The 23,759-nt window shown below is 27.3% G+C and carries 27 protein-coding genes; 4 read left to right on the top strand and 23 right to left on the bottom strand.

Annotated elements, in window-relative coordinates; all coding sequences use genetic code 4:
• Nucleotides 1-38 precede the first annotated feature (38 nt).
• The 20 genes from E7Y35_RS04910 to mutM form a co-directional block, all read right to left on the bottom strand.
• Complete coding sequence (locus E7Y35_RS04910; RefSeq protein WP_283271877.1) at nucleotides 39-323, bottom strand: hypothetical protein; 285 nt, start codon at nucleotides 321-323, stop codon at nucleotides 39-41.
• A 652-nt stretch (nucleotides 324-975) separates the two neighbouring features.
• A complete protein-coding gene (locus tag E7Y35_RS04905) occupies nucleotides 976-1,404 on the bottom strand; it encodes a hypothetical protein (RefSeq protein ID WP_283271876.1) in 429 nt (142 codons plus the stop codon).
• Nucleotides 1,405-1,570: 166 nt separating this feature from the next.
• Nucleotides 1,571-2,665 (bottom strand): hypothetical protein, encoded by a 1,095-nt coding sequence (locus tag E7Y35_RS04900; protein ID WP_283271875.1) that lies wholly within the window; start codon nucleotides 2,663-2,665, stop codon nucleotides 1,571-1,573.
• A gap of 13 nt (nucleotides 2,666-2,678) precedes the next feature.
• Nucleotides 2,679-3,149 (bottom strand): hypothetical protein, encoded by a 471-nt coding sequence (locus E7Y35_RS04895; protein ID WP_283271874.1) that lies wholly within the window; start codon nucleotides 3,147-3,149, stop codon nucleotides 2,679-2,681.
• A gap of 155 nt (nucleotides 3,150-3,304) precedes the next feature.
• Complete coding sequence (locus E7Y35_RS04890; protein WP_283271873.1) at nucleotides 3,305-4,201, bottom strand: hypothetical protein; 897 nt, start codon at nucleotides 4,199-4,201, stop codon at nucleotides 3,305-3,307.
• The gene (locus tag E7Y35_RS04885) at nucleotides 4,189-4,326 is read right to left on the bottom strand and encodes a hypothetical protein (RefSeq protein WP_283271872.1); all 138 of its coding nucleotides are present in this window, start codon (nucleotides 4,324-4,326) and stop codon (nucleotides 4,189-4,191) included. The genes E7Y35_RS04890 and E7Y35_RS04885 overlap by 13 nt, the downstream gene beginning before the upstream one ends.
• Complete coding sequence (locus tag E7Y35_RS04880) at nucleotides 4,327-4,665, bottom strand: hypothetical protein (protein WP_283271871.1); 339 nt, start codon at nucleotides 4,663-4,665, stop codon at nucleotides 4,327-4,329.
• A gap of 141 nt (nucleotides 4,666-4,806) precedes the next feature.
• On the bottom strand, nucleotides 4,807-5,112 hold the full coding sequence (locus tag E7Y35_RS04875; RefSeq protein WP_283271870.1) for a hypothetical protein: 306 nt from the start codon (nucleotides 5,110-5,112) through the stop codon (nucleotides 4,807-4,809).
• 32 nt (nucleotides 5,113-5,144) lie between these two features.
• Nucleotides 5,145-5,360 (bottom strand): hypothetical protein, encoded by a 216-nt coding sequence (locus tag E7Y35_RS04870; protein ID WP_283271869.1) that lies wholly within the window; start codon nucleotides 5,358-5,360, stop codon nucleotides 5,145-5,147.
• Between the two features lie 28 nt (nucleotides 5,361-5,388).
• On the bottom strand, nucleotides 5,389-5,766 hold the full coding sequence (locus tag E7Y35_RS04865; RefSeq protein WP_283271868.1) for a hypothetical protein: 378 nt from the start codon (nucleotides 5,764-5,766) through the stop codon (nucleotides 5,389-5,391).
• Nucleotides 5,767-5,879: 113 nt separating this feature from the next.
• Nucleotides 5,880-6,119, bottom strand: a complete 240-nt coding sequence (locus E7Y35_RS04860) for a DNA methyltransferase (protein ID WP_502957522.1) — start codon at nucleotides 6,117-6,119, stop codon at nucleotides 5,880-5,882.
• Between the two features lie 352 nt (nucleotides 6,120-6,471).
• A complete protein-coding gene (locus tag E7Y35_RS04855; RefSeq protein ID WP_283271867.1) occupies nucleotides 6,472-6,639 on the bottom strand; it encodes a hypothetical protein in 168 nt (55 codons plus the stop codon).
• Nucleotides 6,640-6,741: 102 nt separating this feature from the next.
• Complete coding sequence (locus E7Y35_RS04850) at nucleotides 6,742-6,963, bottom strand: hypothetical protein (protein ID WP_283271866.1); 222 nt, start codon at nucleotides 6,961-6,963, stop codon at nucleotides 6,742-6,744.
• Nucleotides 6,954-7,352, bottom strand: coding sequence for a hypothetical protein (locus tag E7Y35_RS04845; protein WP_283271865.1), 399 nt, complete (start codon nucleotides 7,350-7,352; stop codon nucleotides 6,954-6,956). Before E7Y35_RS04845 ends, E7Y35_RS04850 begins: the two co-directional genes overlap by 10 nt.
• 352 nt (nucleotides 7,353-7,704) lie before the next feature.
• Complete coding sequence (locus tag E7Y35_RS04840) at nucleotides 7,705-10,368, bottom strand: cation-translocating P-type ATPase (protein WP_283271864.1); 2,664 nt, start codon at nucleotides 10,366-10,368, stop codon at nucleotides 7,705-7,707.
• A 313-nt stretch (nucleotides 10,369-10,681) separates the two neighbouring features.
• Complete coding sequence (locus tag E7Y35_RS04835; protein ID WP_283271863.1) at nucleotides 10,682-12,262, bottom strand: lipoprotein; 1,581 nt, start codon at nucleotides 12,260-12,262, stop codon at nucleotides 10,682-10,684.
• A gap of 142 nt (nucleotides 12,263-12,404) precedes the next feature.
• Nucleotides 12,405-13,127 carry an acetolactate decarboxylase gene (gene budA / locus E7Y35_RS04830; RefSeq protein WP_283271862.1) on the bottom strand — a complete coding sequence of 241 codons (723 nt, stop codon included), beginning with the start codon at nucleotides 13,125-13,127 and terminating at the stop codon, nucleotides 12,405-12,407.
• A 2-nt stretch (nucleotides 13,128-13,129) separates the two neighbouring features.
• Nucleotides 13,130-14,797, bottom strand: a complete 1,668-nt coding sequence (alsS, locus tag E7Y35_RS04825) for an acetolactate synthase AlsS (RefSeq protein ID WP_283271861.1) — start codon at nucleotides 14,795-14,797, stop codon at nucleotides 13,130-13,132.
• 94 nt (nucleotides 14,798-14,891) lie between these two features.
• Entirely contained in the window at nucleotides 14,892-15,782 is an 891-nt protein-coding gene (fba, locus tag E7Y35_RS04820) for a class II fructose-1,6-bisphosphate aldolase (protein ID WP_283271860.1), read from the bottom strand.
• 339 nt (nucleotides 15,783-16,121) lie between these two features.
• Nucleotides 16,122-16,955, bottom strand: a complete 834-nt coding sequence (gene mutM, locus E7Y35_RS04815; protein ID WP_283271859.1) for a DNA-formamidopyrimidine glycosylase — start codon at nucleotides 16,953-16,955, stop codon at nucleotides 16,122-16,124.
• A gap of 234 nt (nucleotides 16,956-17,189) precedes the next feature.
• Here mutM and E7Y35_RS04810 point away from each other — a divergent pair, with 234 nt between their 5' ends.
• The 4 genes from E7Y35_RS04810 to E7Y35_RS04795 all read left to right on the top strand — a co-directional run bounded on the left by E7Y35_RS04810 (nucleotide 17,190) and on the right by E7Y35_RS04795 (nucleotide 19,484).
• Complete coding sequence (locus E7Y35_RS04810; RefSeq protein ID WP_283271858.1) at nucleotides 17,190-17,813, top strand: DUF2278 family protein; 624 nt, start codon at nucleotides 17,190-17,192, stop codon at nucleotides 17,811-17,813.
• A 158-nt stretch (nucleotides 17,814-17,971) separates the two neighbouring features.
• The gene (locus tag E7Y35_RS04805) at nucleotides 17,972-18,658 is read left to right on the top strand and encodes a hypothetical protein (RefSeq protein WP_283271857.1); all 687 of its coding nucleotides are present in this window, start codon (nucleotides 17,972-17,974) and stop codon (nucleotides 18,656-18,658) included.
• 8 nt (nucleotides 18,659-18,666) lie between these two features.
• On the top strand, nucleotides 18,667-18,822 hold the full coding sequence (locus tag E7Y35_RS04800) for a hypothetical protein (protein ID WP_283271856.1): 156 nt from the start codon (nucleotides 18,667-18,669) through the stop codon (nucleotides 18,820-18,822).
• A 107-nt stretch (nucleotides 18,823-18,929) separates the two neighbouring features.
• Nucleotides 18,930-19,484, top strand: a complete 555-nt coding sequence (locus E7Y35_RS04795; protein WP_283271855.1) for a GNAT family N-acetyltransferase — start codon at nucleotides 18,930-18,932, stop codon at nucleotides 19,482-19,484.
• A gap of 2 nt (nucleotides 19,485-19,486) precedes the next feature.
• On the opposite strand, the gene polA is transcribed toward E7Y35_RS04795, so the two are convergent.
• From polA to rsmA, 3 genes are all read right to left on the bottom strand, one after another.
• Nucleotides 19,487-22,093 (bottom strand): DNA polymerase I, encoded by a 2,607-nt coding sequence (polA, locus tag E7Y35_RS04790; RefSeq protein WP_283271854.1) that lies wholly within the window; start codon nucleotides 22,091-22,093, stop codon nucleotides 19,487-19,489.
• 67 nt (nucleotides 22,094-22,160) lie between these two features.
• Entirely contained in the window at nucleotides 22,161-22,904 is a 744-nt protein-coding gene (locus E7Y35_RS04785; protein ID WP_283271853.1) for a GHMP family kinase ATP-binding protein, read from the bottom strand.
• Complete coding sequence (gene rsmA / locus E7Y35_RS04780) at nucleotides 22,904-23,758, bottom strand: 16S rRNA (adenine(1518)-N(6)/adenine(1519)-N(6))-dimethyltransferase RsmA (RefSeq protein WP_283271852.1); 855 nt, start codon at nucleotides 23,756-23,758, stop codon at nucleotides 22,904-22,906. Before rsmA ends, E7Y35_RS04785 begins: the two co-directional genes overlap by 1 nt.
• Nucleotide 23,759 lies beyond the last annotated feature (1 nt).

Genomic DNA, 23,759 nt, shown 5'->3' with positions numbered 1-23,759 from the left:
ATTTTTATTAAAGTTATTTTTAAACTCTTCTCTTATTTTTAAAATTTTGCTATTGCTCTATAAATTTTAAAAGAGTCAAATACAACTTTTCTAACCGGGTCAGGTGCTAATGAAACTAAACTAAATAAGCCCCCACTTTCTGTTCCTCAACCAATAAATCATTCACTATTCATGTAATAAATAAATGGCTCTTTTGCTAAAACAAATTTTTCGGCTTTTATAGCAGTAGTCATTATTATAATTGGTTCATAATTTGGATTCTTATAATAAATAGTTAATGCAACTTCTCCAACAATAGATAATGGTTCAATACGAACTGCCAAAAATACATCTGATCCAAATGCGAAAGGTAATAATTTTCCTTTCTTAATTGCTTTTAATTCAAATTTGGAATATAACTTTTGTAATTTATTATGAACTTGTGAAATAATTTTCTGTTTAATAGATAAAATTCTTTTTCAATTGGTGCTAATAATTTTTTAGTTATTTTTTAATATAAAAATTTGGATTAATATATGTTAGTATCTTATTAATTTTTTGAGTTGTGTTTCCTAAAAAATTAATTACTTTACTATTAAATATTTTTGCAGTTCTAACTGAATTTGCATATAAAATTAAATTTTTCCTATACCTGCTTTATGTAACTTATTCATAACATAATATCATTCATCAGTTGAAATTTTTGTTATTTGATCTGAGTTAAGTCCAAATTGACTAAGTATTTTATTTGCATATTTTTCTTTTAATCTAGGAATTTTTGTAATAAATTAGGACTTATTTTTTGAATATTTTTTCAATTTTTAATAAATCGTTTATGTGATTAAAACCATAATTTTTAAAACCATTGTAAAAATCTTTTCTTGCTAATTGTCCTAAACTATAAAGTACTGTTTCATTAGTTGTTTTTAGTAAAATTAAATAAGAACTTTTCTGATGTTAATATCTTTTTACCACTAACTTGTCTTACTATATCTTCTAAATTTTTGCAGTTCTAATACCTAATTTGGTTAATAATTTTGTATTCTGTGCTAATTTCAATATTTTTGTAGTTCTATACCCACGAGTTAATTTTCCAATACCCACAACTGCAGGTAACAAATTCAATGCTGTACTTTTTGTTGTAATACCATAAGTTAATTTGTCATAAATTTGATTAACAGCAAAATCTGTTAAAACTTCTACACCAAAAGATATAAATGCGGCGGCGAAATTTGACAACCCTGCTCCTAAACCTATTGCGGATGCTAATCCTCCAGTAATTGTAGATAGTGCTAATGCTAAAACTTGAATTCCTAGAAACTTAAATAATTCTTTAAGAAAATCATCTTCTTGTTGTTTAATTGGAATTCTTACAGGTTTCGTTACCGGATATGCAGTAGCTGTGTTGCTTGTTCCAAGTGGCATATTTTAAAAGGAAAAAGACTACTTACCAGTAGCCTTGTTTTTATCTACATTCTTATTACTTTTATTAGTATCCGATTTAGATACAGGTTCACTATCTTGCATATCAGTTTTTACATCTTCATTGCTATTTTCATTTGATCCTGTATCATTTTCACTTTTTCCTTTTTTATCTGTTTTTTCCTTTTGTTGGTGCAGGTGGCGGAGTTACTTTTGCAAAATCTATTGCAAACATTTCATCAGGAAAAATTGTTCCTGCACCTAATTTACCACTTCATCCAACTAAATGAGCCTCAGTTCTATCAATTTTTTTATCTCACATAAAGTCAAAAACATTACCTTTAATTAAATTTCCAACTTTAATAAACATAAATTCTACTGATTGAGTTCCCTCAATAATTTCAATTTTATTAGTATTACCATAACTACTTTTTGCTGTCATTCCTTTTGTTGTAATTCCAACGTATGGTAAAAATATATCTTCATATAAATCAAAACCGTTTAAATTTCCATATGAATCTTGTTGTAAATTTGTAACTGTTTGATTATAAACTGAAACTCAAATTTGATATCTTCTACGAAAATCAGGTGAAGTTGCAACTTTGTAATTAGTTTTATCTACAGTGACACCTGTTCTATACGGGTCTTGCACATTTTTTCCAGTTGCATCATTAATACCAATTCTTTTGATCTCTTCAATTTTTAAATCCATAAATCTTTGGAATTTATCAAAATCTTCAGCAATTTCTTGACGGGTATTACTTGCTAAATTTGTTTTTCATTCAAATGAATGTGTAGTAACTGGACCATCTCCACAATCTAAACCATCTTCAGTTTTTCCTGTCATTCATAATCCCATTGTTACACGACCTATTAGTTTTCTAACTTTATCTGCTTTTACTGATAATGATTGATCATTTAGTGCTTGAGGATTACCGTCTAAATTAAATTGCTGATATTCATTTTTATCTAATAAAACTGCTTTCGTTGAATACTCAGTATTGAAAGGTATTTTTAATTCCCCCTCTATATTACTTCATGCATTAACATCAACTGCTGATCTAGCCGCTTCTAATTCCTCATCTGCTCCTGCTTTAAAATAAATTAAACTCCCATTTTCAATTTTAATCCCTGTTTTTGCAGTTCATTGCATGATTGGACTTTCATTTAATTTTTTTGCTACAATCCCAGCAAATTTATCTAAATATTTAATTTTTACTTTATCTAAACCGGGTGTTAATCTTATATCGTTTGGTGTTGGCATTTTCTATTCCTCCTTAAAAATATATTTTGTTTTTTTGCTCATCTTCAATATATGAAGCATCGTTATTTTTATCATCATCCGTTTTTACATTTGAGTTATCAATAACTCCCCCTGTATTAACAGGCTTTACTTTTAATAAGTCTTGATAATTGTTTTCAATTTGTGCTTTAATTACAGCAATATCTTCTTTTGAATCATACTTAGCCTTAAATAAAACAGTTTTAATATCTTCATCGTTTGTTAAAGAATTAATATAGTTATTAATATCAATTTGCTTTAATTCTTCTGCTTGTTTTTCAGAAATGGATACTAATTCACTAATTCTTTTTTCTTGTTCTGCTTTAACTTTTAATAATTCTGCATTATGTGCATCTAATTCATCTTGTGTTGCAAAAACAAATTCTGCTGTTTGGATTGCTAAACTACCATCCTCATTCACAACTGCTTCATTATTATCGTTAACTAAAACATATCTAATTGCCATATTTTGAATTCCTCCTTTTTCAATGATGATTGTATAATGCAAAAAGAAAAAATGCAGAACACAATCTGCATTTTCTATAAAAACTCCTGATTTAGAGAAGTCGTTTCGTTTAGGGTGTAACATTACTGCTACTGTTAAAATTATATATTATGATTTTATTTTTGATTATTTTTGGTGCGAGTTCTTGGAACTTTTTTAATAATTTCAAAACTTTCAACTCTAATACAATGAAAGTACTTTTTTGTCATTCTATTTAATGTATTTCAAATACTACCAGTTACTCTAATTTCATCATCTTTTTTAAGTTTTAAGAATTCAGTTAATAATATAGATTCATATACTGATAAAGTACTATAATTCATTCCAAATCAACTACATCCTGCAGAACCTGCATCTATTTCCACACCACCGGCTGTCTTGGCTACAATCTTAGTTTTTACTGGATCAGAATGAATTTTAACATCAATTATTAGTTTATTAATTCATTCTCGCTTTTTTTCTATTTCTTCTTTTTTTACTACATTTTTTTTAACACTAGGATTAGTAGCTTTTTTAATAACTGGTTTCTTTTTTATTGATGACTTGATATTTTTATTTACTAAGTTACTTTGAACTCTTGGCATCCCTATCCAACTCCTTTTTAAGAAATATTGTAAATGTTTTCAAGCATCTAATTCATGCTCTGACATTTTAATATTTCCTTTATACCTTGTTGTAATTGTACCTCTAACATTTGGTTCTTGCAGAACAATGGGCCAATTAAACTTGTATTTAAATAGAGTTTTTAATCCACCAATACATAATGGAGTTGATAAAACATTTTTAATTTTAAAATTTGGCCGAATTTGAAAATTTTCAATTATAACTAACACATCTTTTATATCCAATAATTTATCAATCCAATTATTAATATTTTCTACAGCATTTTCATCTGACTTTGATTCAATAGTAGTATGCTGACAAATACATTTTTGATTAACATCATAAATTATTATTCCTGTTTTACCAATTCCTGCAGGATCGATAGAAATTATGAAATTTATTTGTTTCATGACTCAACTAATTTTTGAGTAATATTTGTATTTTTCTCATCTTCCATTTTTTTAATATACTCACACTGCAAAACAATTAATTTTCTGCACAATACTAATTGTTCTAATAGTTCTTTATTTTCCATTTAATCATTCTCCTTTGTTTCAAATATTTTTAGTGTCTTACCTTTATCTTGAATTTCATAATCTAATTTACCATAAAATATAATTTCCCCTGCAACGTTAGTCTGCCAAACAAGTCTATTAATATTTTCTAAGACATTTGCATTTTCAATTTCTTGTTGATGTCTGTTTAATACTTCATCTGCAAAATCATCAAATTTATCTTTCCAAAATGTTATAGTTTTTCATCATTTTAAAGCGAATAGATTTTTTTGATATTCTAATATATCCTGAACAGTTTTACCTTTATGAATAATTTTATAACTATTTTTGACATAATATTCTACCTTCTTCCCATGCAATTTGCAGACTTGCTCTTTATCTCATTTACAATTACAATAACAAAGAACTTTTTCACAACATTTGCAATAAGTTTTCCTGATATTTCCCTTACTGATTTAATATTTAACATAAATTATTTTCCTTTCAATAATTCTCAACATTTATCTGAACAAGCGTATGATACTGAACTCCAATGTATTTGAAATTTTTATTACATACTTTGCATTTAACTTTTTCATTTTCCCCTTCTCTAAATGTTTTTCACATACTTTTCTATTTTCAGAATTAATAATAATTGCAAATTCCTTACAAAATAATATTTCACAACCATAGTATTGATAATTAGTAATATATTTATCATTATTTTTATTTTTACATAAAATATTAGCCAATATATATTTTGACCCGTCAAAATCTTTTGTTACATAAATATATTTATTATTTAGTGCATATTTTCTTACCTTCATTTTTATTTGTTCCTCCTTTGAGTACTCTTCTATTACTGGTCTAATTTTTCGTATGGAACAGCAATTTTTATTTCTTGTTCTCCAAATTCAGTTTGAACTTTAACTTTTACTTTAAATGTTAATTCACATTCTTTACAATTTGAATACTCATCTAATCTTTCAATTAAAGGCCATTCATGGCCTAATAATGCTTTATATGTCAATGCGGATTTGTAATGATATCTCCACCTAATTTTTCGGTGTTTCAATTACAATATCTTCTTTTTAATATCTAAATTAATTTTCATACGATACCTTTAAAATTCTTGGTTCAATTCAGTAGTTAAAACGACCAAATTTGTTTTGTTCTTGACATTCTTTTTCCGCTTCTAATTTTTGATCTAAATTATAAATACCATGTTCTTTAATCCCATTACTATAAGTTCTCATAATTACATAATGAGTTGGTTTAAATGTTCCATTTATTTTAGATTCTAACTCTTCTATTGTTTCTAAAACACTTATTGGATTATTTCCAAAAGGTTTAAGCATTATTAATGTTTCATCAAATCCATATGGATTTGGAAAATAGGCTGTTATTAAATTAGTTTCTATTTCAAAATTATGTACAGGTCGTTCAGTACCTCGCATTATTCTCGTTACTTTAATTTTCATTTTTATTTTCCTTTCTAATTTTTAATAATTTCTTATAACATAAATAATGTAATTTCTTATTATTTTTATTTACAATATTTCCGTGATTAATATTTTTATTGCAATAACAACATTTAATTTTTATTTTCACTATTCAAATAATCTTTGTTGTATGTTTGTGGTTCTATTTTTGCAATTTCAAAATATTTAGGAATAATTTCAATTCCTAATCACTTACGGCCTAAATTTTCACAAGCAACTGCAGTAGTACCGCTCCCCATAAATGGATCAAATACAATATCACCTTTCTCTGAAAATTTACGAATTAAAAATTCTATATCCTTAATAGGCTTTGGCGTAGGATGTCCATTGATTCTTGGCCGATTGGACTATGAAAAAATGTTTTCTTGTTTTCATATTCAGTTAAATAATTAGGAACACGCATATTTCAATCATATTTATAAATAACAATACAAAATTCTTTATCCTGATAAATAAAATTATTAGATGGTAACGGATTTAATTTTTCTCAAATATAAAAATCAAAATAATATCCATTTTCTTTTACTCATTTTATATAATAAAATATTTGTTCTTTATTCATTCAAATTAAAAATAGTTGTTTTTTTGAAATTCTTTTAAATTCATTTAAGTAAAAATCAATATCAATATTTTTATTTGCTTGTATTAAATTTAAATCATCATTTAATTTATTAAATACGGCATTTACTTTTGATTTTGATTCATATTTTTCTTATTATTAATACTTTCATAAAAATATGGAGGATCGGTTAAAATTAAATCTACTGAATTATCAGGTATATTTTTAATTAAGTCTTTTGAATCACCTAAATATAATTCGCCTAACAAAGTTTTATGATTAACATCCGTCATCTTCTAATTCTTTTCTAATAGTTTCTAATTTAGAAATAATTTCATCATCCTTATATTTTTTTGCTAATGCCTTTAACCAAAAATAATGTTTTGATTCCATTCTTATTCCTCCTTATAACAATAAATTTTAATGCTTTGTGTATGTGATTGTTTTTTTGTGCGATAAACAACTTGATGAACATATTTTTTTTTAATTTCAAAAAGTGGGTTATCCGGATCAACTTTATAGTAATTAATTACTACTTCCTCAACTGATTCATATATACCTACTAAATCATCATTTACGTCATATATTGCATACAATAAATTTTTAACTAATCCCATTTTGTTCCATCCTCATCACTAAAACTTATATTAAAATCAGTATTTATTGCACTTTTGTTATTATCTTCTGAATAACTTAATTGACTTTCTTTTTCCAAATCATTTGTCTGACGCAAATAAACTGATTGATTACCCCTTGCTTGTTTTTCTATTAGTTTTATTAATTCAGAACCTAAAATATGTGAGGTAATAATTTTCTTATTATTCTTAAAAGTAAATTCTTCGTAAAGTTGATTTGGATAGATTCCTAATCTTACCTGGTTAGGAAATTTTCCCGGCCAAATTAATTTTTTTGGTTGTAATCAACTGGAACCATAAGTTTTTGGCGATATGCAATTTTTACAATTAAACGTATCATATTTTCAGTCTCTGACGTAGTTATGGTTCATATAAACATATACTAGTTTTTGTTTATAATCTGCAATTTTTAAAACCTCCAGTCTAAGTTAAAAAATAGAGTGTTTTTTAACATGTTAGATAACATGTTATTAGACATATTATTTAACTAATTTTTTAACTTGTTTATTAACATGTTTATTAACATGTTGGGGTAGAAAAAAACACACTGAAAACGATTTGTCACAGTGGAATAACCTACTATTCCAACAAATTAATTAAATGTATAATAAACAAGCTTGTTTTTAACAAATAAAAACGGATTCTTCCTTTTCGGAAAAACCCGTATCTTTTTTACTCACCCGTTTTAACTAAATAAAAATAGTTGCATTTAAATAACTATTTTTATCGTCCAATTAATTTACGAACAGCATCATAGGCTAATAATAGTAATAATGGTACAACCATCATTCCCAATGAGATAATTGACATTTGTCAGGATAATAACGGCGAAGTCCCAAAATTATTTTCATTAGCTGTTGATAAAAAAATCAGATTTAGCCCTGGGGTATATATTATTAAAAAGTTTAATGTTAAAGCAATCAATGATGCTCCTAATAAATAATAATTAGTTGGTTCCATTTTATGATGAGCTTTAATCTTATAGTTTGGTAATTGAATAGCAAAAGCAAAGATAACTGGTGAACACGCCATCACTAAAATTGTTGCAATTTTAGCATCTTCAACATTATTAAAGAGCTCTTTTCCAATAAAAAATGTTGCAATAACAACCCCAGCTGTAACAAATGCTAAATATAAAATCGTTATTAAACTATTAGTGAAAAAAGATTCTTTTTTATTTCGTGGCTTATCTAACATAAGACGATTATCATTGTCTCCTAAACCAATTGGAATTGCCATTAATGTTTCAACAACCAAGTTAAATCATAAAATATTAACCGAATCAAACGGTTTAATTTGTGTTGAAACGGAAATAATAATAAATGCTAAAACATTCGCCAATTGTGCGGCACATACGAAAGCAATTGCCCGTTTGATTTTATGATAAACATTTCGACCTTCTTCAACACCACGAATAATTGTTGAAAAATTATCATCTTGTAAAATAATATTTGCGGCCTCTTTTGAAACATCAGTTCCCGTAATTCCCATTGCTACACCAATATCTGCTTTGCTTAAACTTGGTGCATCATTAACCCCATCACCAGTCATTGATACAACATAATTCATTGATTGCAAACACTCAACAATTCTTGTTTTATGATCAGGATTGACTCTAGCAAAAACCGAAACATCTTTAAATTTCTCTTGTAATTCTTTATTATCCATACTATCAATTTGATGGCCAGAAATAACATTTGCTTCTGAAATTGCTAAGCTTAAATCCTTTGCAATTGCCAAAGCTGTTGCTTTATGATCTCCTGTTATCATAATTACTCTAATACCAGCTTCATGTGCTCTTTTAACCGCTTCAACTGCTTCGGGACGTGGTGGATCAATCATTCCAACGGCTCCTAAAAAAATTAAATCACTTTCCACTTCTTTTTTATCGTATTCTTTAAACGCAAAAGCCAACACACGTAACGCTTGATTTGATAACTCTAAAACTTTTTGTTGTAGTTCTTCTTTCATGACAGCAGTTAAAGGAATAATTTTATTATTTAAATAAATTTTATGACAATGTTTTAATAATTGATCAAGCGCTCCTTTTGTATAGACAAATTCTTGTTTATTAACTCGATTAACAGTTGACATTAATTTTCGATCAGAATCAAACGGAATTTCTAAAATCCGCCTATATTGTTCACGATATTTAATTTCATTAATCGTAAACCTTCTTGTAAAATCAATTAAAGCAATTTCAGTTGGATCACCAATTCGTTCTTGCTTTTGATTAATAGCATCATTACATAATGTTAAACAATTAATAAAATGAAGCGCTGCTCGATTATCCGTTTCAAAACGAAAGGCGCTTTCCTTCATTGTTTCATTATTAAAAATTACTTCCTTAACTGTCATTTTGTTTTGCGTTAAGGTTCCTGTTTTATCTGAACAAATAACATTGACTGACCCCAATGTTTCAACAGCATCTAATTTTTTGACAATAACTTTAACGCGAGCCATTCGCTTCACTGATAAGGATAAAATAACTGATACAATAACAACTAATGATTCTGGAATAACAGCAATGGCAATTGTAACTGACGTCATTAAATTGACTGGCCAACTATTTTCATCAGTTAGTAAGAAAAAAACAAACACAAAAATTGCTAATAAAACAGCAAAAATACTAACTACTTTCGTTAATTTTGTTAATCGGATTTGTAAAGGGGTTTTTTCTTGTTTTGCTTTTACTACTCCCGCTGCAATTTTACCAATTTCACTATTAACAGCATTAGCAACAACAATCCCTATTGCTCTCCCATTTGTAATAAACGTTGACATAAAAGCCATATTAGTTTGGTCAGCTAAAACCAATTTTTGTTTTGTTAAAATATTACTATTTTTTTCAACCGGGACTGATTCCCCCGTTAAAGCAGCTTCATCAATAAACAAATTACTTGCTTCTAAAATACGAATATCTGCGGGAATATACTTTCCAGCTTCTAAAATAACAATATCACCAACAACCAATTCATTAGCTGGAATCTCAATAATATTACCATCCCGTTTTACCACAGCAACTGGAATCGTCATTTTTTTCAATGATTCCAATGATTTTTTTGCTTTAACCTGCTCAATTGTTTGAATAAAAGCATTTAACAAAACAATACATAAAATCACAATAAAATCAATTACATGAATTCTATTATTAACAACTTTTTCAATCACAACCGAAGCAACACCAGCAATAATTAAAAGGATTGACAAAGGATCTAATAAGGAATATAAAAAAATTAAACTTCAATGCTTATTTTTTGGTTTTGGCAATTCATTTTTACCATTTTTAACTAATTTTGCTTGTGCTTGTTCTAAAGATAACCCTGAACTTAAACTTGTTTCAAATTCTTGTTCTAATTCTTTACTTGTTTTGTTAAATCATGTCACCTATTACTGTCCTCCCTTTCAATTATTGTCTAAAATTTAATTTTTATTTTACTTTATAATTTAATTTTATAATATAAATAACTAAATTGTAAAATTAATTGAAAAAATTGTAACATCATTTTAATAATTATTACAATATTAGACCATGAAATATAAATCATAATCTTATTTAAATCAATATCAATTTTAAAAATACTACGACCAAACAAGTCTTATTTGTAATAAAAAGCTTTAAATTAAAAAATACCTTCATTTTAATATGCAATGAAGGCACTTTTTAATTAAAATTAAGTTATTTGAAATTGTTTAAAATCTATATCTTAGTAACAACATAACGATGGTTACTTCATAAATAATAAAACGGCATATAATAAAATTCCGAACTTCCGAAAACAAAACTCGCATCACGTCCACCACCATTAAACCAAAAAAGATTTTTATTTTTATCATAAGCCACTTCTCAAATACTTCAACCAGTTACTTGTTTAAAAGTAACCAAATCTAAGTCTGTGAAATTTTGATTAATGATATCTTGATCACTAGTAAATTCTTTAAATAAAGCTACTGGTAATGAATAATTTGTTAATTTATTATCCAAATATTTTGCAACTAAATTGTTCCATATGTTATTAGAGACATTAAAATGATACTCTCCTGTAAAATTTACTTTATAATATTTTAAAAAGGCAACAACAATATTAGCAAAATTAGTTATTTTTGCTTCTAATTTCTCTTTTGTTAAAATAACTGTTGATATAAAATCAGTATTATTATTACTAAAATAACCAGATAATGTCATACCAAAAATATTAATATAATCTAATGAGAATTTAAATTTTCCTAACTCAAGTTTTGACTCAGTAGCAAGTTTTGGAACTACTGACTTTATATATCAACTTACAAAATCAGTTGCTTTTGCTTCCGCAACATTATTATCTTTAATTCATTTATCTAATCGTGAAGCACCAGATACAGTTGGGTTACCACCATTATAATAAAACCCACGTTCATTATTACTATCAAACAAAATAGTTTGTCTTTCTAAAAATGCTTTATCTTTATTATAACTAATCATATCCTTTAAGTTTGTATTGCTTTGAATAAAATTAGTTAATATTTTTTTATAAATATTATCTATTGTAGTTAAATCTTTTTTATAATCAAGATTAAAAGTATCATATAAAGTTTTAAAGTCACCAATAGTTATATCAATTTGATTCTTGTCCTTATAAAAGTCAATAATATTTTGATTAAAATAACTTAAAGCTCCTCCTTTAACTAAATTAAATTTTTTTAAATCTGTTGTCATATTAAACGATGCATGATATTCATTATCACTTACTAATTCTTTAAATTTAACTGCATATTTAATATTAATATTAATTGCCACAGCTTGCAATCCATCCATATTAGGTAACCCTGATAACGTAATTAATTTTTGAATATCAATAAAGTTTAAGTTTATCATAACATCACTTTCCTTAAACGAAACAGGGTTACTATTTGGATAATAATTTGAATACTCATTTTTAATTTCACGATTAACATTATCAAAAACTGCCCGAAAGGTTGTTAAAAACTCATTTTTAATTGTTAAATCATCTTGATTGTTATCATTTAATTGATAGGTTTTTATACTATCAGAAACTCGGGTATATGCTACTAACATATACGGATTATTTCGTTCTATATCTTCTTTAAATGATAAATTCTCAAAACTTTCTCTAACTTTTTCACTAATTTTATTTAAAATTTCAACATCCTTATGACTATCATCGATTTCTTCTGATCCATCACCATTATTGTTGTCTGCTTTTGAACTGCAACTTACGACAGTAATTGCCCCAGTTGTGCTTAGGGCAAAGACCCCTAATAAACTTAATAATTTTTTCATTTTTAATCCTCCAAAAGTAATATACTTCTTCTTTTTCATTATAAAAAAAAAAAAAAAAAAAAGCAAGAAATTGCAAAAAAAAAAAAAAAAAAAAACTTAAAAATCCCTGTAAAGATTTTTAAGCATAACTTAATTAAAAATATTACTTTGCTTTTTCAGCTAATTCAATTTCTTTTTGTAATTCCTTACCCATTAACGCTTTAGTTAAATAATCATCAGTTGTTGGCAATTCTAAATCAATTTTTGAAAAATAACATATTTCAATGACCCCTGTTTTTAATATAAAATCAAAAACATGACCACCAGTATCTTTTGTTGTACTAATAAAGTGGGAATGAAAACCATCTACCCCCAAAGTATTTGCAAAAGCAGGAGTTCAAAATCCAACAATATCGCCTGTGACATTTTTAACTTCAACCACCGCTTGTTGCGCGGTTGCTTTTAACAATGTTGGGTATGGTTTTTCTTGCCAAGAAACAGTTCGGGTTTTCATGTCTAAAAACAAACCATTAATCTTAATGCCATAAAATAAATTAAAACTTGGTAAATTTTCAAGAATAATTTTTTGTACTGCTTCATAATTACATTGTTGTGAAATAACAATTTTCTTATGCACTTCAAAAAATGCCACTGAAGCAAACGGTGTTGTCATTTCTAAATTAACTAAATTAACCTTCCCATCTGCTTTCAATTGATATGCATTCCCATCTAAAACCACTAATTCACCATGCAAATGATCAAAAGTTCCTAATCCAAAATTACCTTGCTTTAATAAAGTATCGAAATCAAGCACACCATCAAAGTTACCCGCTGCTAAACTGGTAATTGTTGAAAATTGATAAATTTTCCCATATTTTTGCATCATAACTAATAGATTTCTTTCTCTAATAATGTTTTTCCTAATAAAATATTTTCACTATAATCAACTGGAATATCAATAACAACTGGTTTATTAGCAGCAAGCGCTTTTTTAAAGACATCTTCTAATTCACTTGAATGGTTAACTCGCATTCCAATTGCACCGAAACTTTCAGCATACTTAACAAAATCCACTGGCCCTAATTCAACTCCCGATGTCCGGTTGTATTTCATATTTTGTTGAAATGCAACCATATCAAAAGTCCCATCAGTTCAAATTAAATGAATAATTGGTAAATTTAAACGAACGGCAGTTTCTAATTCCATTGCTGAAAATAAAAAACCACCATCACCTGACATTGAAATTACTTTTTTGCCTGGGCGAACTAAGGCCGTTCCAATTGCTCATGGCAAAGCAACTCCTAATGTTTGCATCCCATTACTAAATAATAATGTTCGCGGTTCATATGAACGGAAATGACGAGCCATTCATATATATAATGAACCAACATCAACAGTAACCGTCATATCATCACTAATTAATTTTCGAACAGTATGAATAATATGTAACGGGTGTGTTAAATCAGATTTTTCACTATGTTTTAAATTTTGACCATCTTCTAACTTTGTTTTCAAATTATCTAAAACCTTATTTTCATTTGATGCTAACGTTAACTTATCAAACCCAACTGCAAATTTTTGCAAAGTTTTAGCAATATCACCAACAAGTTCTAATGTTGGTTGATAATAATTATCAATATCAGCAATTACTTCATCAATGTGAATAATTTTACTATCTTTATTTTTATTTCATACTTTGGGATCATATTCAACCGGGTCATAACCAATGGCAATAACTAAATCAGCATGATCTAATAAAATATCTCCTGGTTGGTTTTTAAACAACCCAACACGACCATAAAAATGTTGTTCTAAATCGCGGGAAATAACTCCTGCTGCTTGAAAAGTCTCAACAACAGGTAATTTTGTTTTTTCAACAATTTTACGAATTGCCGCTGTAGTAACTGCATCAGAAGAACGCATTCCCAACAATAGAACTGGTAATTTTGCTTGTTTAATTTCAGCAATTAAATTAATAATTTTCTCATCACATGCTGAACCTAAATCATAATTAGATGAAAGAACTAACGCCTCATGATTAATATCTTCAGCATTAACAATATCTTGTGGCAATGAAACAAAAGCAGCCCCTTTTCGTCCCGTTGTTGCTTCACGAAAAGCATTCGCCAATGCTTCGGAAATATTATTTGGATGAACTACTTCTTTACTATATTTTGTAATTGGTTGAAACAAAGCAGCATTATCCATTGCCTGGTGTGTTCTTTTTAAGCTATCTTCGCGACTAACATTTCCTGCAATTGCTACAACAGGATCACCCTCAGAATTAGCTGTTACCAAACCTGTGGCAAGATTTGAAGCACCTGGTCCACTTGTAACCAAAACAACTCCTGGTTCCCCAGTAATTCTACCAACTGCTGCAGCCATAAAAGCAGCATTTTGCTCATGTCTTGTTAAAATTAGTTCTGGTCCACGATCAACTAAAACATCAAAAACCTTATCAATTTTAGCCCCGGGAATTCCAAAAATATACTTAACATTTTGGTTGATTAAAGTATCAACAACAATATCAGCACCCGTTTTTTTATTTCTACTCATTTTTTCTCCCTCCTGAGTCCTATAATAAATATAACATTAACATCGTTAGAAAATAAACTCTCAGAAAAAGAACATTTCAAAATTGAAATGTCCTCTAAGCTTTACCCTTGCAACCAAATCATGTAGTTAATTCATCAAAGGTTGCTTTGATTGCTTCATAACCTGGTTTCAATAATTTACGTGGGTCAAACCCTTTCCCATTTTCTGGTTTGTCTTTCCCCGCTTCAATATATTGTCTTGTTGCCGCAGCAAAGGCAATTTGTAATTCAGTATTAACATTAATTTTGCTAATTCCTAATGAAATTGCTTTTTTAACTTGTTCTTGTGGAATTCCACTTCCACCATGTAACACCATCCCAATTTTAGCAGCAGCTTGAATGTCTTCTAGTGCTTGAAAATTTAATCCTGGTCATCCCGCTGGATATGGACCATGAATATTTCCAATTCCGGTTGCTAAAAAATCAATTCCGGTTGCAACCATTTCAGCAGCTTCTTTTGGATCACCAATTTCACCAGCCCCAACAACACCATCTTCTTCGCCACCAATTGTTCCAATTTCAGCTTCAATTGAAACTTCATTCGCTTTTGCATAACTTACTACTTCTTTTGTATTTGTCATATTTTCTGCAAATGGATGATGACTACCATCATACATTACTGAAGAAAACCCAGCATCGATTGCTTTTTTACAACTTTCTACTGACTGACCATGATCTAAATGTAAAGCCACTGGAACTGTAATTTCCAATGAATCTAATAAGGCATTAACCATCGCAACAACTAAGTTATAACCTCCCATATATTTAATTGCTCCTTCTGAAGCACCTAAAATAATTGGTGTATTTGTTGCTTGTGCCACTTCCAATAATGCTTTGGTTCACTCTAAATTATTAATGTTGAAATGTCCAACCGCATATTTATTTTGATGTGCTTTTTTAATCATTTCACTAGCATTAACTAATTTTGTATGATATTTTTGTCCCATAATTTTGTCCCTTCTAAATATAAAATCTCACATTATTATTATAAACTTTTTATTTAAAAAATCGCTTAAAACAAAGTATTTTCTTAAGTTTATTTAATTTACCAAAATTTACCAAAAAAAAAACTAAAAAATAATAATCTGCCAAAATTTTGTTCCGCTTTTAAAATCCTATGTTATTATGAAGTTACTATATGGCAACATATAGTAAACAAACATAACTTATCATTACCTGATGGATGGGCCTCCTAAAAGGTAATACCCAAAGATAGGTATCCGTTAGTAAATAGTTTTTTCATAGTTTTTTCTAAAGGGCACTCCTTATTAAAGGAATGCCTTTTTTTATTTTAATTTTTGACAATAATTACAATAATAAGTCCCACGACCATTAACAAAAATTTTATCAACTTTATTTTGACAATTAAAACACTCCATTTTATTCCGCCCATGAACTTTTAATTGTTGAAGAAATTTGCCATCCATTCCTGGTTCAGGATGGTAAGTCGCAATGGTTGTTCCTCCTTCATTAATTGCTTGTTGAAGAACAACTTTTGTATTATCAATAATATTTTGATAATCTTGATCTGTTAAATTTTTAGTTTTTTCACCGGGATGGATTTTTGAAGCAAATAAAATTTCATTTGCATAAATATTACCAATCCCAACAACGACATTTTGTTCTAATAATGTTGTTTTAATTGGCTGTGATTTATTTTGCCAAGCATTTTTTAAGTATGAAACAGTAATACGTGCATCAAATGGTTCATATCCTAATTTATTTAATGGTGCTTGTTGTAAATATTCACTTTTATGATATAAATGCATTGTTCCAAATTTTCTTGTATCATGATAACGTAATTGAAATTGATGATCAAGTTCAAATAGAACCATAATATGTTGTCATTCTCCTGGTTCATCTTTTTTAGTAAAAAAGTATTTTCCTTCCATTCGTAAATGGCTAATTAGAACATAATCATCAAGAATAAAAAGCAAATGTTTTCCCATCCGATCAATTCGATTAATCTTCTGACCAACGATTTCTTTAATAAAAAGCTTTGAATCAGCTGGCGCTTTTATTATTTTATTTCAAAAAATTTGACAATCAGTAATTGTTTTCCCCACGACATATTTTGTTAAAATTCGACGAACTGTTTCTACTTCTGGTAATTCTGGCATATTGTTCCCTCTTTCTTATGAATAATTTAATTTTATTTTTATATCTTATAAAAATCAAGATGTTAATTTAAGAACATTATTAAGAAAGCAAATAATTGACGATTATTTATAATCAATGTGCAAATAATTTGATATAAAAAATTATTAATAGTAATTTAAAAAAAATTTTCATAAAATAAACATATCTTTTATAAATAACATATAGATTAAAAATATAGGAAGGATATGATAAGTATGAAAAAAAATAATTATGTTTTTTTAAAAGGAATTTTAACCGACTGTTATCCTAAGGAAAATAGTACCCACTTCAATTTGAGGGTTATTGATAAAAATGAGCAATCATATACCGTTAATGTAAATGTTCGTTCACGAATTAAACCACATGATGTTTTATATTTTGTTAGTAAAAACTTTCAGAACGATATAGTTGATCGTTGTTTTACTTTAGATGATACAGTTCATACCAATTTAACACGAGGAAAAAATGGATACTGTTTAGATTATTTAAAAGGAAAGTTATTTGATTATAATTACATCAATATTTTGCCCTATGTTGAAAAAGAACAACCAAGTGAACTAGAAACATTATTTAATCAAATTGTTACCCCAACATTAAATAATTCAAAATATCGAATTGGTGTATGAGGAATGAGCTATGGTGATCCTATTGATGGGGTTCACGATGTTCATATGAATCAAGGAAACGATGAACGATTCGCAAGCGAAAACGGAACTTGACAAGATGGTGCATTTGCAACATATAATACTGAAACAAAAAGCGTTGAAAATATTGTCTTTATTATGTTCCAAACACAATGTACAACAACAGATGATACAGGAAATTGTCTAAATAATTAAAAACATAAAACATTACATTTTTTACCTATTAATATATAGCAAAAATCGTAATTATCTCAAAAAAAATAAAACCTAACTTGTTTAAAATATTGTATTGTAATTATACGTCAATTTAGAAACATTAAGATATAATAGAATTAAGAGTTAGGAGGGAAAATGTGCCAGAATGAGGAATTACTATTTTAGTTATTAGTGTTATTATCATCTTTGGAATTGCTATTTATGTCCCAATTATGTATCGAATTAGAAGTGCAAAATTCAAAAAAGAACGAACAGTTGACCGTAAAATAACTGTTGACAAACCCAATGACCGCCACCGCCATTTACTATTAGAGAAATCAGTTAATCGTCCTTTTTACAACAAATATTTTACTAATTTAACAAACGAATACGAAGTTAAAACATTGCAAACAACAATTGTTTTTAATTTAGATCTTTTTGAAAGTGATTATGCCAACATTATTGAAATGTTAGTGAAAGCAAGCGATAAAAAATATCACCCATTAATTGCTTATTTAATTGACACCAACTTAAATTTATTAATAACAAATATTTTTTCAGAAATTACAAACCACTTTATTATTCCTAATTTGGAAGCTTTAAATGAGCAATGAGAAATTATCAATGATGTTTCTGATGAATATTATACTCAATGAATTTTAGATTTTCGTCAACGAACAATTAATTTTATTTGTAATACTTATTTGCCTATTGTTTATCAAAATATTCTTGAATTAATTAAAACTAAAGATGTCATAAAATATACAGATGAAATTCAAACAATTATTTCAACAAAATATCAGACAATTATTTTTAATAGTTTAGAAAAAAATTTATCAGTTTAGCAAATGAAATGATTACAAATTTTGAAAAAATTGATAATAGCGTTGATAACGAACAAGCAAAAGCAGATTTGTTAACTGTTACTCAAAAATTTAGAGTTGATTTTGAAAAAATATATAATCAAAATTTTAATATTAGTAAAATTGAGAAAATGCTTGAGAAATAAAATATATAATAAAAATACTAATGAATAATTAGTATTTTTTTAATTTCTATTTAAAAATCATATGTTAAAATTATTTTTAGATACAATAATTAAAAGGAGGACTCGTTATGCAAAAATACTATTTAATTTTAGAACAAAACAAGATTATTGAAACTGAACGTTTGATATTACGTCCAATTACTTTAACAGATGCTGATAATATTTTTGAATATAGTAAAGATATTGAAAACATAAAATTTTTAGAATGGCCTCCCCACCAAGATATTGCAGAAACAAAAAACATCATTGCACAACTCTTTTTAAATCAGCCACTAGGAAAATGAGCTTTAGAACTAAAAGATACCCACCAAATGATTGGAATTATTGATTTACGCTTAGATTCAATTATGCCAAATGCAAAAATGGGATATATTGTTAATAAAAAATATTGAGGAAACGGCTATATTGTTGAAGCAGGGAAAGCGGTTATTACCTTAGCTTTTAAAAAAATGCAATTAAAATGAGTTTTTGCTGAATGTGATATTGAAAATACTAGTTCAGAACGTGCTATGCTGAAAATGGGGATGGAATACTTAGGAATCTTACCATGTCAAGTCACAACAAATTATGGCCAAAATCGAAGTCATAAAAATTATGGCATAAAAAATGTTAATATAATTTAATCTTATTTTAAATCATATCAACTAAAGCCTGTTTTCATATCAACTAATAACTTAACATCTAACGCTGTTGAATCTTCCATTAAAGTTTTAACAATTGTTTCAACTTGCATTAATTCATTTTGTGGAATTTCAAAAATTAGTTCATCATGAATTTGAGCAATGATTTTTGCCTTTAAATTTAATTTTAAAAATTCTTGATCAATATTTTTTAAAGCAATCTTAATGATATCAGCCGCGCTACCTTGAATTGGCATGTTCATTGCAATTCGCTTGCCAAATTCTCGTTGCATATAATTACGATCATTAATTTCTGGAACATAACGCTTACGATTAAAGATGGTTGTAACGTATCCATTTTGCTTGCAAAACTCAACTTGACTATCAATAAAAGCTTTAATTGTTGGAAATTGCTGATAATAATTATTGATAATTTCTTTTGCCTTATAAACAGGAATATTTAAATCAGTTGCCAAACCAAAATCACTAATTCCATAAATAATACCAAAGTTAACAGCTTTCGCACTACGCCGAATCTTAGGTGTGATTTCTGCTTTTGTTAAATTAAAAATTTTCATTGCCGTATTAGTATGAATATCTTCATTATTATTAAAAGCTGTAATTAAATCAGAATCTTTTGACATATGAGCTAAAATTCTTAATTCAATTTGAGAATAATCACAAGATAACAAAATATTATCAGTTGTTGAAACAACAAAGATTTTTCGAACTTCTTTTTGAACTTCATCACGAATACTAATATTTTGCATATTTGGTTCAACCGAAGAAAGACGCCCCGTATTGGTTAAAGTTTGTTTATAGATGGTGTGTACTTTCCCATCATTAAAAATATATTTTTCCATTCCTTTCAGATAGGTTGAATATAACTTTTGATATTTACGATAATCTAAAATTTTAGGAATAATTTGATGACTATCTTTTATTTCTTCTAAAACTTCTTGGGCTGTTGAGCCTTTTTTTCGATCAGGTAAAGAAAAATCACAATATAATAATTCAGAAACTTGTTTTGGCGAATTAGGATTAATTTCTTTTTGAGCAATTGCATTAATTTCATCATTTAATTCTTGAACAATTTTCTCAATTCGTAATGTCTGGGCTGTTAACTCTTGGTGATCAACTTTTACTCCATTAATTTCCATTCGTGCTAATGCCAAAGCTGTTGGCAACTCAATGTCATAATATAAATCATATTGTTTGTTAGTTTTTAATAATTCAATAATTTTTGGTTGCAATTTATTAATATAAAACGCTTTCTGACCAATAAACTGACTTAGTTTAACCATATCAGCTGGAATCTGTTTTTTAACCCCTTTCCCATAAAATAAATCATCAGTTAAAATTTGTTTTTTCTCAAATAAATTAATATAAGCATCTAGAGTATTCTTTGCATTAGAATTATAGACATAACCAGCTAACATCATATCATAAGTAATGTTTTGAACAACAATATTGTCCCGAGCCAAAGCAACAATTAAACTTTTAGCATGGTAAGTAATTTTTTGATATTTTTGATTATGTAAAAACTGGTGTCACAATTTATCATGTTTAGCATGAATATAGTCAAAATAAAAAATTCCTTTTGAATTAACAATGCCAAAACCAATAATTTCTGAAATATGATAATTTTCATCAAATAATTCCAAATAAACAGTAGTATTATCTTCATCATATTCTTCTTTTCATGCTTCAATAATTTCAACTGTTAACTCAGAATTTTGCAAATCATCTTGCTTATTAAATAATTTTGTTATAAAAGAATTCATATTATATTTTAAATAAAATTGCATCAAAACATCATCATTTGGTTGAAATGGAGTAAAAGCAAAGTGCTTTAAATTTATATCGCAAAAAATTGTGGCAACTTTTTTACATAATAATGCAACAGCTTTGTTATTTAATAAGTTTTGTTGTAATGCCCCTTTGATTTTATCAATATTGGCATATAAGTTTTCAATTGAATGATATTCTTTAATTAATTTTATTGCTGTTTTTTCCCCAACACCAGGAACTCCTTTTAAATTATCAGAGGGATCACCCATTAATCCTTTTAAATCAGGAACTTGCACTGGTTTAATCTCTCATTTTTCTGCTAAAGCAGTCTTATCAATAACATCAGCGGTATCACCTTGACGCGGAACTAAAATATTTGTTTTATCACTGATTAATTGATATAAATCTTTATCACTTGAAAAAATATCAACATAAAAATTTTCTTTTTCAGCTTGTTGAGCCAAACATCCTAATAAATCATCCGCTTCATAACCTTCTTGTTCTAAATATGGAATGTGATAACTATCCAAAAATTCTTTTACAATTGGAAATTGCACAATTAATTCTTCTGGTGTTTTACTACGGCCATCTTTATAATCAGCTAATAAATCATGACGAAAATTCTTTTTTCCTTTATCAAAAGCAACAACAACACTATAATAATTATTTGTCTTTAAAATTTTATTTAGCATATTAGCAAAAGCATAAACTGCATTAGTTGGAGTTCCATCCAAACTTTTTAGCATTTCACCATTATAAGCCGTAGCATAAAATGCTCTAAAAAGTAGAGCATTTCCATCAATTAACAATACTTTATTCATCTTACAATCTCCTCATTTATGTTAAATTATAGCCTAAATTAATTTTAAAATATACTTTAAAACTATATTATCATACTAAAAAGGCACCTCCACTACCCGATAACATAACATTTTGGTGTTCTTTTTTTAAGGCTAAATAAAATTTTTTTAACTTTGGATTAATTTTAAAAGCCGGTTGTTGCAGCATATTATAGTAAATATTAATATTTTTCTTTGTTTTATAATATTGATAATTATAATCAAATTCTTGATAAACATCTTTTGTTATTGATGAAATTTTTGAATCAATAACTTTAAGATTAGCAATTTCATATTTTTTAATTTGGTTCGGGGTTAAATAAGTAATTTTATTACCATAACCAGAAATAATTGCTGGCTTTTCTAAATAAAAAAATAAAGCATCTGAACTAAGACTTTTGATTAATTTTTTAATTTTTTTTGAATGATAATTGATTTTAAAAAAATTACAAATGATTTTAATAAGAGCAACAGCATTACTCGCCGAATACCCCAGCCCTGAGCCGATGGTTGTCTTTTTAATTAAATTAATATGTAAAGGAACTGCTTTAAATTTAGGAAACATCATAACAAACTTATGGTATGCATCTAAAACAGTATTATTTTTTCAATCAAGTTCTTTCCTGTTACAAGTAAAAATTGTTTGCTGTCCTTGGTAAGATAACACCTCAACCATGTCATATTCTAATTTATAGGGAAAAATAATACTTTGAATGCGGTGCATTTTCTTTAATCTACTTTTCCGAGAAACTTTTAATGTTAAATTAAATTTGCCATATGATCTAATTTGCATTACTGCCCTTCTTTCTCATTTTGCTTAACTTCATTATATAATATATAAAAATCATTTAAGGTCAAACTTTCTGATCGCAAAGTTAGAGAGTAATTTAATTTTAATAAAATGTCTTGTGCCAATGTCTTATTGTGAAGAATTGTTGCCAAATTATTTAAAATTGTTTTCCGCTTTGTAGCAAACATTGCACGAATAAACATAATAAAGTCTTCCTCATTTTTTAAATCAGGATATTTACGATTTAATTTAAATTTTAAAACAACACTATCAACTTTAGGAGCAGGAACAAAATTATTTCGGCCAACAAAACAAACTTTTTCAATATCACTATAAAATTGACAGACAATAGAGAGATTATTATACACCTTTGAATTTGACTGAGCCATAATTCGTTCACCAACTTCTTTTTGCATCATCAAAATAATTTCTTTTACTTTTGGATTTTTTATTTTTAATAACTTAAAAATGATTGGCGAAGTAATATAATAAGGAAGATTTGAAATAATACTAATTGGATTATCATCCGGAAAATCAGTTACAAATAAGGTCTCTAAATCAAGAGTTAAAATATCTGCTTCAATAATTTTTAAATTTTGATTTTGAAATTTTATTGTCAAATATTTTACTAAATCCGGGTCAACTTCAACACAAACAAATTTATTTGCTTTTTTTAAAATTTCATTAGTTAAAGCACCCATTCCGGGACCAATTTCTAAAATATTAGTTTTTGATAATTCAAAGGCACTATCAACAATTTTATTAATAAAGTAAGAATTTGTTAAAAAATTTTGACCCTTACTTTTTTTTGCAATAATCCCTTCTGCCAACATTTCCTGGTTTTGTTTTTTTATCATT

Origin of the sequence: Spiroplasma sp. SV19 (assembly GCF_030060925.1) — a bacterium.
In the GTDB taxonomy this organism is placed as follows: domain Bacteria; phylum Bacillota_I; class Bacilli_A; order Mycoplasmatales; family Mycoplasmataceae; genus Spiroplasma.
The sequence above is the reverse complement of the archived record's forward strand: the minus strand, read 5'-3'. Positions and strand labels throughout refer to the sequence as shown.